Source organism: Pseudoalteromonas sp. AS71 (genome assembly GCF_038900275.1).
GTDB lineage: Bacteria > Pseudomonadota > Gammaproteobacteria > Enterobacterales > Alteromonadaceae > Pseudoalteromonas.
Genome location: NZ_JBBMQZ010000001.1, coordinates 64,105 through 77,381, shown reverse-complemented (window position 1 = coordinate 77,381; position 13,277 = coordinate 64,105). Strand labels below are relative to the sequence as shown.

15 protein-coding genes and 1 other RNA gene are annotated in these 13,277 nt (G+C 39.8%); 6 read left to right on the top strand and 10 right to left on the bottom strand.

The window, feature by feature from the left end; translation table 11 throughout:
* Positions 1 to 96: 96 nt before the first annotated feature.
* A complete protein-coding gene (locus WNY98_RS00445; RefSeq protein ID WP_342876822.1) occupies positions 97 to 1,176 on the top strand; it encodes a mechanosensitive ion channel family protein in 1,080 nt (359 codons plus the stop codon).
* 75 nt (positions 1,177 to 1,251) lie between these two features.
* Here WNY98_RS00445 and rnpB read toward each other — a convergent pair.
* Positions 1,252 to 1,617, bottom strand: an RNA gene (rnpB, locus tag WNY98_RS00440) — RNase P RNA component class A.
* A 41-nt stretch (positions 1,618 to 1,658) separates the two neighbouring features.
* Positions 1,659 to 2,516: a 16S rRNA (cytidine(1402)-2'-O)-methyltransferase gene (rsmI, locus tag WNY98_RS00435; protein ID WP_010554279.1), complete on the bottom strand. Its 858-nt coding sequence runs from the start codon at positions 2,514 to 2,516 to the stop codon at positions 1,659 to 1,661.
* Between the two features lie 62 nt (positions 2,517 to 2,578).
* Between rsmI and WNY98_RS00430 the strand changes: the two genes are divergently transcribed.
* Genes WNY98_RS00430 through dolP form a run of 4 tightly spaced genes read left to right on the top strand, consistent with a single transcriptional unit; the run spans position 2,579 to position 6,037 of the window.
* A complete protein-coding gene (locus WNY98_RS00430) occupies positions 2,579 to 4,456 on the top strand; it encodes a penicillin-binding protein activator (protein ID WP_342876821.1) in 1,878 nt (625 codons plus the stop codon).
* 24 nt (positions 4,457 to 4,480) lie between these two features.
* Entirely contained in the window at positions 4,481 to 4,852 is a 372-nt protein-coding gene (locus tag WNY98_RS00425) for a YraN family protein (RefSeq protein ID WP_342876820.1), read from the top strand.
* Between the two features lie 32 nt (positions 4,853 to 4,884).
* Positions 4,885 to 5,478, top strand: coding sequence for an SIS domain-containing protein (locus WNY98_RS00420; protein ID WP_294118988.1), 594 nt, complete (start codon positions 4,885 to 4,887; stop codon positions 5,476 to 5,478).
* Positions 5,471 to 6,037: a division/outer membrane stress-associated lipid-binding lipoprotein gene (dolP, locus tag WNY98_RS00415; protein ID WP_342876819.1), complete on the top strand. Its 567-nt coding sequence runs from the start codon at positions 5,471 to 5,473 to the stop codon at positions 6,035 to 6,037. The genes WNY98_RS00420 and dolP overlap by 8 nt, the downstream gene beginning before the upstream one ends.
* A gap of 57 nt (positions 6,038 to 6,094) precedes the next feature.
* Here the strand turns inward: dolP and WNY98_RS00410 are convergent, their stop codons facing one another.
* The 8 genes from WNY98_RS00410 to zapE form a co-directional block, all read right to left on the bottom strand.
* Positions 6,095 to 6,532 carry a ClpXP protease specificity-enhancing factor gene (locus WNY98_RS00410; protein ID WP_342876818.1) on the bottom strand — a complete coding sequence of 146 codons (438 nt, stop codon included), beginning with the start codon at positions 6,530 to 6,532 and terminating at the stop codon, positions 6,095 to 6,097.
* Positions 6,532 to 7,158: a stringent starvation protein SspA gene (sspA, locus tag WNY98_RS00405; protein ID WP_002957965.1), complete on the bottom strand. Its 627-nt coding sequence runs from the start codon at positions 7,156 to 7,158 to the stop codon at positions 6,532 to 6,534. Before sspA ends, WNY98_RS00410 begins: the two co-directional genes overlap by 1 nt.
* Before the next feature lie 80 nt (positions 7,159 to 7,238).
* Positions 7,239 to 7,988 (bottom strand): cytochrome c1, encoded by a 750-nt coding sequence (locus tag WNY98_RS00400; RefSeq protein ID WP_024599270.1) that lies wholly within the window; start codon positions 7,986 to 7,988, stop codon positions 7,239 to 7,241.
* Positions 7,985 to 9,250: a cytochrome b N-terminal domain-containing protein gene (locus WNY98_RS00395; RefSeq protein ID WP_007378320.1), complete on the bottom strand. Its 1,266-nt coding sequence runs from the start codon at positions 9,248 to 9,250 to the stop codon at positions 7,985 to 7,987. The genes WNY98_RS00400 and WNY98_RS00395 overlap by 4 nt, the downstream gene beginning before the upstream one ends.
* Positions 9,250 to 9,840 (bottom strand): ubiquinol-cytochrome c reductase iron-sulfur subunit, encoded by a 591-nt coding sequence (petA, locus tag WNY98_RS00390; RefSeq protein ID WP_024599269.1) that lies wholly within the window; start codon positions 9,838 to 9,840, stop codon positions 9,250 to 9,252. Before petA ends, WNY98_RS00395 begins: the two co-directional genes overlap by 1 nt.
* Positions 9,841 to 10,421: 581 nt before the next feature.
* Positions 10,422 to 10,814, bottom strand: coding sequence for a 30S ribosomal protein S9 (gene rpsI / locus WNY98_RS00385; RefSeq protein WP_024599268.1), 393 nt, complete (start codon positions 10,812 to 10,814; stop codon positions 10,422 to 10,424).
* Positions 10,815 to 10,822: 8 nt separating this feature from the next.
* Positions 10,823 to 11,251, bottom strand: a complete 429-nt coding sequence (rplM, locus tag WNY98_RS00380; protein ID WP_007378318.1) for a 50S ribosomal protein L13 — start codon at positions 11,249 to 11,251, stop codon at positions 10,823 to 10,825.
* Positions 11,252 to 11,536: 285 nt separating this feature from the next.
* Positions 11,537 to 12,625 carry a cell division protein ZapE gene (zapE, locus tag WNY98_RS00375; RefSeq protein ID WP_342876817.1) on the bottom strand — a complete coding sequence of 363 codons (1,089 nt, stop codon included), beginning with the start codon at positions 12,623 to 12,625 and terminating at the stop codon, positions 11,537 to 11,539.
* Positions 12,626 to 12,760: 135 nt separating this feature from the next.
* On the opposite strand from zapE, the gene WNY98_RS00370 reads away from it, so the two are divergent.
* Entirely contained in the window at positions 12,761 to 13,204 is a 444-nt protein-coding gene (locus WNY98_RS00370; protein WP_294118968.1) for a YhcB family protein, read from the top strand.
* The last annotated feature ends 73 nt before the right edge of the window (positions 13,205 to 13,277 follow it).

The window sequence follows — 13,277 nt, the reverse complement described above, 5'->3', positions numbered from 1 at the left end:
TACGTTACTACAGCAAAATATTTGCCAAGTTATAAGCGTTTGGTATCAAACTTGCTAATATTTATCTATAAATGACTCAAACACGGAAGATAAGCCATGCTCGGCACCCTAAAAAGCAGTGTAGCGCTAGATAATACAGCACCAATGACTGAAGTAATCACAGTCGATACACTTTCGTGGAATTACTTTTATGAGCAAGCAGTGCAATTACTTCACGTAACAGCGCAAATATTACCCACTCTTTTACTCGGGGTCATACTTTTAGTACTCAGTTACTTAATTTCAGGACCTCTTTCTCGATTACTTATAAAGCCTATTGACTACATGACTGACAGCAAGCTTGTTCACCTAGTTGTAAGACGCAGTATAAGCACTTTAATTATTTTATTCGGCGTATATTTATTTTTACGTTTAGCTGGGCTCACTCAGTTTGCTGTTGCGATTATGAGTGGTACCGGATTAATAGGTTTAATACTTGGCTTTGCTTTTAGAGACATAGCAGAGAACTTTATTGCTAGTTTATTACTGAGTGTACAAAGACCTTTTAAAATTGATGATGTAATTGAAGTAGATGGCCGATTAGGTATTGTTAAAAAAGTAACCGCAAGAGCAACCACGCTTGTTGATTACGATGGCAATCATATTCAAATACCCAATGCGACGGTATATAAAAATACCATTAAAAACCTGACTGCCAATCCGAAAATGCGCGGGAAAGTTGACATTGGTATTGGCTATGATAACGATATACGCAGCGCGCAAACTCTTGCCCTAGATATTGCGAATCAACAAAATGCGGTACTTAGCGACCCACCTGCGCAAGTTTTAATAAAAAACTTAGGCTCATCTACTATTAACTTCGTTTTGTATTTTTGGGTTAATAGCGAGCAGCACAGTCCATTAAAAGTAGCCTCTCAACTTATGCGCGAATTAGTCAATGAGTTCACAAAACAAAACATCAGTATGCCAGATGACGCACGAGAAAGAATTATACTCACCGACCCTAGCGAAAGTGTTTCTAGTTTAGAGGAAAAACAACCATCGCAAATACAAAACGCAAAGAATGAAACTGTTGAGCAAACTAAAACACTTGATGATGTCAGCAGTGATACCGACGAAATACGCGAACAAGCAGAGCAATCAAGAGACCCAGAACAAGGGAAAAATATTATTTAAGGATACTTAAATTGTATTTAAGTAAAATTGAGACACAAAAAAGCCCGCAGTGTTAACTGCGGGCTTTTTATTGAATGAGTGAGTCAGCCTATAAGCCGGGTTTTGTCCTTTCCGAAGAAAGTGATAATCATTCGTCTAGGCCATAAATCGCTCTATGGCTCAAGCAACCTACCCGGTTCCAACGTGGGCCACGCCATAAGGAACCCTATTTGGTCTTGCTCCGAGTGGAGTTTACCTTGCAACCGACTATTACTAGCGGCCCGGTGCGCTCTTACCGCACCCTTTCACCCTTACCAACCCGAAGATTGGCGGTCTCCTCTCTGCTGCACTTGTCGTGGGCTCACGCCCCCCAGCCGTTAGCTGGCACTCTGCCCTATGGAGCCCGGACTTTCCTCCCCCTGATCATTTTCGTCACAGGCAGCGATCATCTTGGCTGACTCGGCGCGCAGTATACATGAGGCTAATACCAAGCGCAGTAAAATTTACTCTTTTTCTTCAATAATTGTTTTGTATAACGCGTTTTTCTTCATTCCAAAGTATTCAGCAACCACACCACAGGCCTTTTTCATTGGCATTTCACTCTCAAGCAGTGCCAGCATTTTGCGCGCTTCAGGCGGAACATCGTCTATTTGCTTTGGTTTACCTGGAAGCATCAGCACTATTTCGCCGCGCTGCTTGGTAGGATCATCGGTTAAAAACTGTTTAAGCTCACTTACACTACCGTTAAAAAATGTTTCAAAGGTTTTGGTTAGCTCTTTAGCAAATACAACTTGTTGCTCATCACCAAGGGCTAGTGCTAAATCATCAAGGCTTGCCATAATACGGTGCGTACTTTCGTACATTATGCTGGTGATACCTGAGTTAACAGCTTCGGTAAAGAAGTCTTGGCGAGCTTTGCTTTTAGCCGGCGTAAAACCAATAAACTGAAAACGGTCGGTTGGTAAGCCTGAACAACATACGGCTGTAATTGCAGCACATGCACCTGGAACAGGTGTAACATGAGCGCCTTGTTCGCGGCATAAGTTTACAACTGCATAACCTGGGTCACTAATAAGCGGTGTACCAGCATCCGATACTAAAGCAATATTTAAACCTTGATTTAGTTGATCGATAATTTGCTGTGCTTTTTGCTTTTCGTTGTGGTCGTGTAATGCAAACGTTTTTGCCTTAATTCCAAAGTGGCTAAGCAGCTTGCCGGTATGGCGAGTGTCTTCAGCAGCTATTAAGTCAACTTGCGATAATGTCGCAATGGCACGGTGGCTTAAGTCGTCATAATTGCCAATTGGGGTGGCAACAATGTAAAGAGTGCCAATTTTCTGTGAATTCTCCTCATTTAACATTGAGGTCTCCTGCGTCAGTCAGTAATATAAGCAAATCGCGTTAACGTATTGGGAAATCATTTGTGCGACTTAAACTAGTTAGTCTATTAATTATATTGTCAGGGTTATCGGCGTGTAGCACAACCGAAAAACCAACTAAAAACAGCGATAACGTAAGTAACCGCTCTAATGCACTTCAAAATCAGGCGACCAGTGCGCAATCTATCTACCAATTGGCGCAAAACCGCCAAGGTGCCGATAAAATACAATTACTTTATAGTGCACGTGATGCTGCAATTAGTGAGCAAAACTGGCCTTTATTAGAGACAATTGGAAATGAGCTTGAATTAACAGCAAGTGTTGATCAAATTCAAAACCGTCTTTATATTGCATTTGCGCAAAAACAACAGAATAAAAATGATCAAGCCTTAGTGATTTTACAATCGCTAGACGGACAACTTACTCAACCTGAACATTTTGCATGGCATCAGTTTTTAACTGCCACTATATACGCATCACAAAATTTTCCTAAAAAAGCAGCGCCATACTTTTTTAGAGCCTCTGAAACAGCAGCAAAAAATAACATTGAAATCCCTCAACTGAATCAAAATCTGTGGGATAACTTAAAACAACTCTCTTCATATGCGCTTGAGCGCTTTAACCGTGGTTCGGTTATTCAGCAAGGCTGGGCTAACCTAGCGTTATATCATCAAGTATATGCAGGCAGCGGTGTAGAATTAGATCAAGCAATCAATAATTGGCGAAGACGCTATATTGGGCACCCCGCTTTTACAGTTTTACCTAAACAAGATGAAATGCTTACTGAGTTTGCACCTCTAAATATAGAACGCTTAGTTGTATTGTTTCCACAGTCAGGACCTAACGAACGCTTAGGTGATGCTCTAAAAGCCGGCGTGTTAGCAGCACTTGATACTCAAAATATCAACGACACTATTTTTATTGATGAAAACTTAAGTACAGAAGAAATTACAGCACAGCTTGAAGAAATAAGGCCTGACTTTGTAATTGGCCCACTACTTAAAGCAAATATAGACAAACTAGCTAATGCGCAAACGCTTATCGATACGCCAGTACTACATTTGAACACCTTTGACGGTGAACGTATTTCACTTCAACATTATTACTTTGCACTAAATCCTGAGCACGAAGTAGAACAAGCCCTAGAGCACTTTTTAGCAATGGGTTACCAAAAGCCGATGCTACTAGCGCCTAATAACGCTAACGGACAACGTCTTGTTGATTATTTTAACTTACAGTGGCAACGCTATAGCGAAACTAAGCCGCAAATAGGCTTTTATAACGATAAAAAAGATATGCCAAATACGATTACAAGCTTGCTGGAAGTAGATAAATCAAAAGAGCGCATAAAAACGGTTAAGGCATTATTTAGACAAGAAGTAGAAAATGAAACGCGCTCACGCAGTGATATTGATGTTATTTATATTTTAGGTGATGCAATAGAAACACGCTTAATTAAACCTTATCTTGATGTAAACGTAAGTACTTTTGCAGATCGCATTCCACTTTACGCCAGCTCTAAAAGCCACAGTAAACAAATTGATAGTACTGACAAAGGCGACTTAGACGGCCTATACTTCACTGAATTGCCGTGGATGCTCGATTCGCAAATTAAACAACATAATTTACGCCAGCAGTATAATTCGTTATGGCCAGAACAAGTAGATATTAGCCAACGCTTATTTGCAATGGCATACGATGCAGTATCTGTATTACCTGATATTAGGCAGTTAAGCGTAATGCCAGGTAATCAATACAGTGGCCTAAGCGGTAAATTATCAGTTAATACAAGCGGTCATATAGAACGTATGCTCGACTGGGCTCAATACACAAATCGTCGTATTAAATCTGTGCAATTAAAAACACAGCGTCCCGTGCCATTGTTTATGCAATCAGCAAGTGAGATGCAAACTATAAATTAAACTTAATTAAGTTGAGGGGGCGACATGTCGTGGTTTAAAGAGCTGTGGCACAATAGTCGCGAAAAAGGCCAGTATTATGAGCTTGAAGCGCAAAAATACTTAGTTACTCAAGGGTTAACGCCCATTGAACGTAATTATTACTGCCCCTTTGGTGAGCTTGATATCATTATGAAAGAAGGTAACACCCTTGTATTTGTTGAGGTTAAGTTTCGTAAAAACAATGCTCGTGGCGGCGCAAACTATGCGCTTAGCCCACAAAAACAAGCTCGATTAAAACGTAGTATTTATCATTACTTAGCAGCTAAAAATTTGACTAACCAAGCGCTAAGAATTGATTATGTAGCCATTACAGGAGAAGCATCTCCTAATATTAATTGGCTGAAAAATGTATTTTAAACACAAATACAAAGATAAATTATTGGTAGGCTATGCAAGATACAATTAAAGAAATTTTTACAGAGAGCATTCAAGTTCAAATCGCTGCGGGTGAAGTGCTACCGAGTGCGCTTGAGTCAGCTGCATTTACTATTGCACAAAGTCTGATCAACGGAAACAAACTCATTTGCTGCGGCACTGCAAATTGCCACATGCTCGCCCAGCATATGGCCGGTGTATTGGTTAATCATTATGAAACCGAACGTCCTTGCCTACCTGCAATTGCTCTATCGCAAGAAAACGTTAACCTTGGACAAAGTACTCAGGTAGACGAGCATGATACATTTGCTCGTCAAGTCCGTGCTTTTGCCCAGCAAGGCGATTTATTGTTGGTACTAGCTATAAACGGTAACGAAAAGCATGTTATTTCTGCCGTTGAAGCTGCACTAACTAAAGATATGAAGGTCATAGTTATGGTTGGTGATGATGGTGGTGAGTTGGTTGGTCTACTTGGTCCTAACGATGTTGAAATTAGATCTCCATCTAAACGCCCTAGCCGCATTATCGAATCCCATTTAGTTAACTTACATTGTTTAAGCGAACTTGTTGATTTAACGCTTTTCCCTCAGGATGAAAATTATGTTTAAACGCTTTCTTATTGTTTTAGGTACTGTTGTATTACTTCAAGGCTGCGCAGCAGCTGTTGTTGCAGGTACAGCCAGTGCAGTAACTGCAGCGAACGACCGCCGTACCATTGGTTCACAAATTGATGATAACAATATTGAAATAAAAGCCAGTATTGCACTTAGTGAAGTAGAACGTCTTGAAAAGTTCGCTAATATAAGCGCTGTAAGCGTTAATGGTATTGTTTTACTTGTTGGCCAAGTAGCAAATGAAGAAATGAGAAACGAAGCGCAGCGCACCATTGAAGGCGTTTCAGGCATTCGTAAAATACATAACCAAATTCGTATTGGTTCAAATATTGGCATTACTACACAAACTCACGACTCTTGGCTTACTTCTAAAGTAAAAGGCCAGCTTCTAACAGCAAAAGACATTAGTAGTAATAATATTAAAGTGGTTACAGAAAACGCTGAAGTATTTTTAATGGGTTTAGTATCTGACTCTGAGTCAACGAAAGCTGTAAATATTGCCCGTAATGTATCTGGCGTAGAGCGCGTAGTTAAAGTGTTTGAATACCTATAAATACAAAATACAGACATAAAAAAACCGCTAATTAGCGGTTTTTTTGGCATTTACTTATTATTTAATAACGCGTAAATGAGAGCCTTTTTTCTTCTCAGGCTTTTCTGGTGGCGTTTCATCAATAAACTCAGCTGATGAATCAACACTTTCAAACTCTGGCACAAAATCGTCTTCGTCCTCTAAAAACTCATCTGCGGTAAAGACTGTTCCTTCGCCATTTTCACGCGCGTATATCGCAAGCACAGCACCTAGAGGTACATACACTTGCATTGGCTGACCACCAAAGCGCGCATTGAAGCTAAGTTGGGTTAAGTCTAACGAAAACTGTGTGACCGCTGATGGACTTATGTTTAAAACAATTTGTCCGTCTTGAACAAATTGTGTTGGCACTTGTACATTTGCAAATCCAGCGTCTACCACTAAATGCGGTGTACACTCGTTATCGACTATCCAATCAAAAAAAGCACGTAATAAATAAGGACGATTAGGCGTCATTATAAACGGATCTCACGCTCAGCTTCAGTTAAAGAGGCTTGGAATGACTCACGTTCAAATAAACGGATCATGTACTCTTTAAGCTCTTTAGAACCTGCACCATTAAGCTCAATACCAAACTCTGGTAAACGCCACAATAGTGGAGCTAAATAACAATCTACTAAGCTAAACTCTTCACTCATAAAGTAAGGTGCTTCGCTAAAAATAGGTGCTACAGCAAGTAATGCTTCTGTTAGCTCTTTACGAGCTTGAGCCGCATCTGATGTGTTGTTACTGATTTTGTCAGCTAGGCTGTACCAGTCAGTATCAATACGATGCATCATTAAACGGCTACGACCACGCATTACCGGGTAAACAGGCATTAGTGGAGGATGAGGAAAACGTTCATCAAGGTATTCCATGATGATGTTTGCCTGATATAAACCAAGCTCACGGTCAATCAGTGTTGGCACTGTACCGTAAGGGTTAATTTCGTGAAGTGCTTCTGGCAAGTTATCTTTTTCAGCCAAATGAATATCTACACTTACACCTTTTTCCGCAAGTACAATACGTACTTGGTGGCTATACATACAGTTAGCACCAGAAAAAAGGGTCATTACAGGGCGCTTATTGGCAGCTACGGCCATGCCTATACCTCCATTAAATAACTAAAACAGCAAAAGGGGCTTAAGCCCCTATTGCAAAATTACCTTTAAAAATGTTCAACCTAATGAACATCTCTCCAGTATTCTTTCTTAAGCATAAATGCCAAGATAAACAGGATGATTAAAAATCCTATTACCTTAATACCTAGCGCTTCCGATTCAAGACGTGAAGGTTCACCCACGTATTCAAGGAAGTTCGTTAAATCACGAGCAGCTTGGTCGTATTCATCAACACTTAATTCACCCGTACCATCTGTTTCAGTAGCAATAACTTTGGTCACTGTGTGTCCATGTTCTTCTACTTCTTTAGTAATAGGCGTTGGTAAACCTTGTAGTTCTTGAAGAACATGAGGCATACCTACTAATGGGAAAACAATATTGTTAACCCCAAACGGGCGAGATTCATCTTTATAAAACGATTTTAAGTACGTGTAAATATAATCTGGTGATTTTACACGCGCAATTAGAGTTAAATCCGGCGGAGCCGCACCAAACCATTTTGCTGCATCGTCTTTTGTAATCGCGTTAGTAATATGGCTACCTACTTTAGAACCGTCAAAAATCAACTGTTCTAAACCAACTTCTGTTGGGATACCTATATCACGAAAAGTGCGTTCATAACGTTGATACTGCATTTGGTGACAACCAAGACAGTAGTTCATGAACAACTTTGCACCGCGCTGTAAAGATGCTTGATCAGTAAGGTCGTTATTCGCCTCCATTAAAGGAACCGACGGACCCGCTGCCATAACCATGTTAGGTAACAAGTTTACTGATAAAGCAAATAAACCAATAAGTAGCTTCTTCATCATTTCGTTAACCTCTCTGGCAATGGCTTAGTTTTTTCGTTCTTACTGTATACAAATAACAGTACGAAGAACATAAAGTAAGTCACAGTACAGATTTGAGAAATAATCGTTTTCAGATCAGTTTGAGGAGTTGCACCCACCCAACCTAAAAGAACGAAAGTTACAACAAAACCTGCAATGTTCCATTTATGGAAACCACAACGGTAACGAACCGATTTAACTCTACCACGGTCTACCCAAGGTAGTAACGCAAGTACCACAATTGATGCCCCCATCGCCGCAACACCGATTAACTTATCAGGGATTGCACGTAAGATTGCATAGAATGGCGTAAAGTACCAAACCGGGAAAATATGCTCAGGTGTTTTAAGTGGGTTAGCTGCCTCGAAGTTAGGACCTTCTAAAAAGAAGCCATTCATCGCTGGCATAAAGAACACAACCCAACAAAACAATATTAAGAAACCAACCACACCCACAATATCTTTAACTGTGTAGTAAGGGTGGAACGGTATCGCATCAACAATATCTTTCTTGTCAGTGTAATACTCGTGAAATTTAAATTTAGGCTTATCTTCTTCAGCTACTGAGCCTTTCTTACGTTTAATCTCAATACCTTCAGGGTTGTTTGAACCCACTTCGTGTAGAGCAACAATGTGTAAGAAAACTAAGATTACAATAACCAGTGGTAGTGCAATTACATGTAATGCAAAGAAGCGGTTAAGCGTTGCACCTGATATAACGTAGTCACCACGTATCCAAAGTGTTAAGTCATCACCAATAACCGGAATAGCCCCGAATAAAGAGATGATTACCTGTGCGCCCCAGAATGACATTTGTCCCCATGGTAATAAATACCCCATGAATGCTTCAGCCATTAGCGCTAAGAAAATAAACATACCAAATAACCACAGTAACTCACGTGGTTTTTGATAAGAACCGTAGATCATGCCACGAAACATATGCATATATACAACGATGAAAAACGCCGATGCACCTGTCGAGTGCAAATAACGTAATAACCAGCCATATTCTACATCACGCATGATGTACTCTACCGAGGCGAATGCGCCCTCAGCAGATGGAACAAAGTTCATCGTTAACCAAATACCTGTAAGGATTTGGTTTACTAGTACTAACATGGCTAGAGAGCCAAAAAAGTACCAGAAGTTAAAGTTTTTAGGTGCTGGATACTGTGCAATGTGCATGTTCCAAACACGTGTCATTGGGATTCGGTCGTCTATCCAACCAATAATCTTACCAAACATTAGGCTACCCCTCTTTCTTCGCCCACTAAAATAGTGGTTTCATCTAGAAAAGTATAAGGTGGTATTTCTAAGTTTAATGGTGCAGGTACCGATTGAAATACACGGCCAGCCATATCAAATTTAGAACCGTGGCACGGGCAGTAGAAACCGTCATCAGTCCCTTCTACTTTTTCACCAAAGTTACCTTGTAAAAAGCCTGGCGAACATCCTAAATGCGTACAAATACCTACAGCCAGAAAGATTTCTGGACGTAATGAACGGTAATCATTTGTTGATGATTCTAATTGTTGTGGCTCTTGCGATTGTGGATCACGAAGTTGACCTTCATGTTCTTTCATCTGCTCAAGCATTTTTGGGGTACGTGATACAACCCATACAGGTTTACCACGCCACTCGACACGTATTAATTGTCCCGGTTCAAGTTTGCTGATATCTACTTCTACAGGCGCACCCGCAGATTTAGCTCGCTCACTTGGATTCCAAGACGCAATAAAAGGAACAGCAGCCCCAGCCGCACCAACACCACCTACAACAGAGGTAGCTATGGTTAAAAAGCGACGTCGGCCATTGTCTACAGGCGCATTGCTCATCCACTTATCTCCACTATGATTCTCAACACTTGCTATATTGAGAACATCAGTTACAGCAGGTTAATTATTCGAAATTTTTAAAATAGAAGCGATCATAATTAAAACCCTTGATTAAAACAAGGTTATTCAAAGCCCCATGCTCGAATAAACCTGACTTGATCAAAAATTTGATTAAGCTAGCTCGAGAATAAAGCCGAACGACTATAATAACGCTTCTGTAAAAACAATATACTGACCAAGATCAACATCACTTAGAGGAAACAGTAAAAACTGTACATAGTGTTGTTAAACCGCTCATTTTACTTACCGGACAATTGTAGCAAAAAATTCCACCAATTAACTGATGGATTTAAACTAATTACGATAATTATTTAACTTTTTTGCAGCTATCTGAGTATTTTTTAACTTTCGTTCGATTAATACGCAGTTATTAATAAATTTGATCATCATTAATTGCTGCAATCACCTTGTATGGCAGTCGCAATAAACAAATTTATAGTAAATTGAAAATGTAAACATTTTGATTTGAAAACAAAAAACCCAGCATAAGCTGGGTTTTTGAATTCTTGATAACGTATAGATTAACGTTTTGAGAACTGTGGACGCTTACGCGCTTTCTTAAGACCCACTTTCTTACGTTCAACTTTACGTGCATCACGTGTAACAAAACCTGCTTTACGAAGTTGTGGACGTAATGATTCGTCAAACTCCATAAGTGCACGAGTGATACCGTGACGGATAGCACCAGCTTGACCAGTTGTACCACCACCGGCAACGGTGATGTAAAGGTCAAATTTTTCAGTCATATCAACTAGCTCAAGAGCTTGATGAACAACCATGCGTGCTGTTTCGCGACCAAAATACTCTTCAAGAGAGCGTTTGTTGATTACGATGTTACCAGTGCCTGGGCGTAAGAATACGCGAGCACTTGAACTTTTACGACGACCTGTACCGTAGTATTGATTTGCCATGATGGTGCTCCTTAAATGTCTAGAACCTGAGGCTGTTGTGCAGCATGGTTGTGCTCAGTACCTGTGTAAACTTTAAGTTTACGGTACATAGCGCGGCCTAAAGGACCACGTGGCAACATGCCCTTAACAGCCTTCTCGATGATCATTTCAGGCTTTGCAGCTTGAAGTTTATCAAAAGTAGTAGACTTAAGACCACCTGGAAAACCAGAGTGTGAATAGTACACTTTGTTTTTGAATTTGTTACCAGTTACAGTAACTTTTTCAGCGTTGATAACGATGATGTAATCACCAGTATCTACGTGCGGTGTATATTCAACTTTATGCTTACCGCGTAGGCGATGAGCGATTTCAGTAGCGATGCGACCTAAAGTTTTACCTTCAGCGTCAACTACGTACCAGTCACGTTTTACTGTTTCTGGTTTAGCAACAAACGTTTTCATTTATAAAAATCCAATGTTTTTCAATTAAAACCACAAGTAGTTAATATTAACTACTGCTCTAAGTTTGCTATAACCCCTTCGAGTTTTAGACTTTTGCGCCGCTCACAAGTGGCTAGACTATATGAGGGCATAGAACGCAACGTGGCAGACGCGGGAGTATACCAGCACTTAAAACACATTGCTACTCGCCGGTTGTTTTTTCCACAAGAAATTTCATAAATAAGAAGTACTATATACATAGCTCTTATTTTTAATGGCTAACCTATTACACTTTTGCCTACTTTTTTAGACCAAATGCTCTCTAGCTAAATACTCTAAAGACTGCATTTCTTGCAAACGGCTTATACAGCGCTTAAATTCAAAGTTTAAATTACCTTGAGTATAAAGTTCGGTAATAGGTTTTTCAGCCGATATAATTAAAGTTACGTGACGCTCATAAAATTCATCCACTAAAGCAATAAAACGTCTAGCGGCATCATCATTAGTCTGCCCAAGTTGTTTTACGTTAGAAATAATAACCGTATTATATAGGCGGCTAATTTCCATGTAATCGACTTGACTACGAGGCGTTTCGCATAATTCACTAAACTCAAACATCACAACGCATTTAGCTACTTTTCGCGTTTTGATTTTTCGCCCTTCTATTTCTATCGGCTCATCTAATTGTCCAGGCTCTGGTGATAACTTGTCGAAGTATTCAAATAGGTTTTTATCTGCATCTTCATCTAACGGACTATGAAAAATTTCGGCTTGCTCTAAGGTACGTAATCGATAATCAATACCTGAATCTACATTAACTATCTCTGTATTAAGCTTAACCAGTTCTATAGCAGGAACAAAGCGTGCACGCTGCAGGCCATTTCTGTAAAGCTCATCAGGTACTATATTAGAGGTAGCAACAAGTACTATACCCCGTGCAAATAGCGCTTCCATTAATCCACCTAGCAGCATGGCATCGGTAATGTCTTGAACAAAAAACTCATCAAAGCATATTATGTCTGTTTCTGCTTTGAAAATGTCGGCTATTTTTTCTAATGGATTAGCCGTATTATTTAATTTCTTAAGCTCATTATGCACTCGGTGCATAAACCGATGAAAATGCACGCGCATTTTACGCGTGCCCGGTAGTGATTCGTAAAAAGTGTCAACTAAATAAGTTTTACCACGCCCTACTCCACCCCAAAAGTACAAACCTTTTATAGGCACTGGTTCATCTTTGCTGAATAACTTAGCAAAAAAACCTTTTGGTGCAGGCTTTGCCTGAGTTAAGTCATCGTACAGACGTTGTAAATGGCGCACAGCATTTTCTTGTGCTGCGTCGTGTACAAAGTCATCTCGCTTCAAGTCTTGTTGGTATGTTTGCCAAGGAGTCATATCTATTTACAGTTAAAACACAGTTTAATTTGCAAAGTATATTAACACGCATCATAACTCGGGGTATATTACACTTAGTATGATTTATAATTGAATCAAGCATTCGTTAGTTATTTTCCCAAAGGGGTAATTTTTATGGGCACAGTTATGTGGGTAGGTTTGGTTGTTATTGTTGCTGTAGTAGCATTTTTTATTGGTGCATTTGTTACTAAAAAACAGTTCAAACAAGATGAATTAAAAGAACAGGCTGAGCAAGCTGAAAACGCATTAGAGCAGTATCGCCAAGATGTCGCTGATCATTTAGCAAATACGGGTAAGCTCGTAAATAAAATGAAAGAAAACTATGACCAATTGCTTAGTCACGTTGAAGAAACAAACCAGCTTCTTCTAGAAGATAGAAATAAAGCACCAGCGGAACCATTCTTTTCTAAAGAAACTACTGAGCAATTACAGGCGTCTTTAAAAGAACGTAGTTCAGATCGCTCATCTGCTGCAGCGCAACCCGCTGATTATGTATCGGGTGAATCTGGTTTATTTGCAGGTCAAAATAAAGTTTCAGAACATTCTAAAGCATCTTGATGAACTTTTTTTAGACCCCATAGTCTTTAGATATAACAGCTTTGTTGTTTTATCTTAACAAACCAAAAAGGGC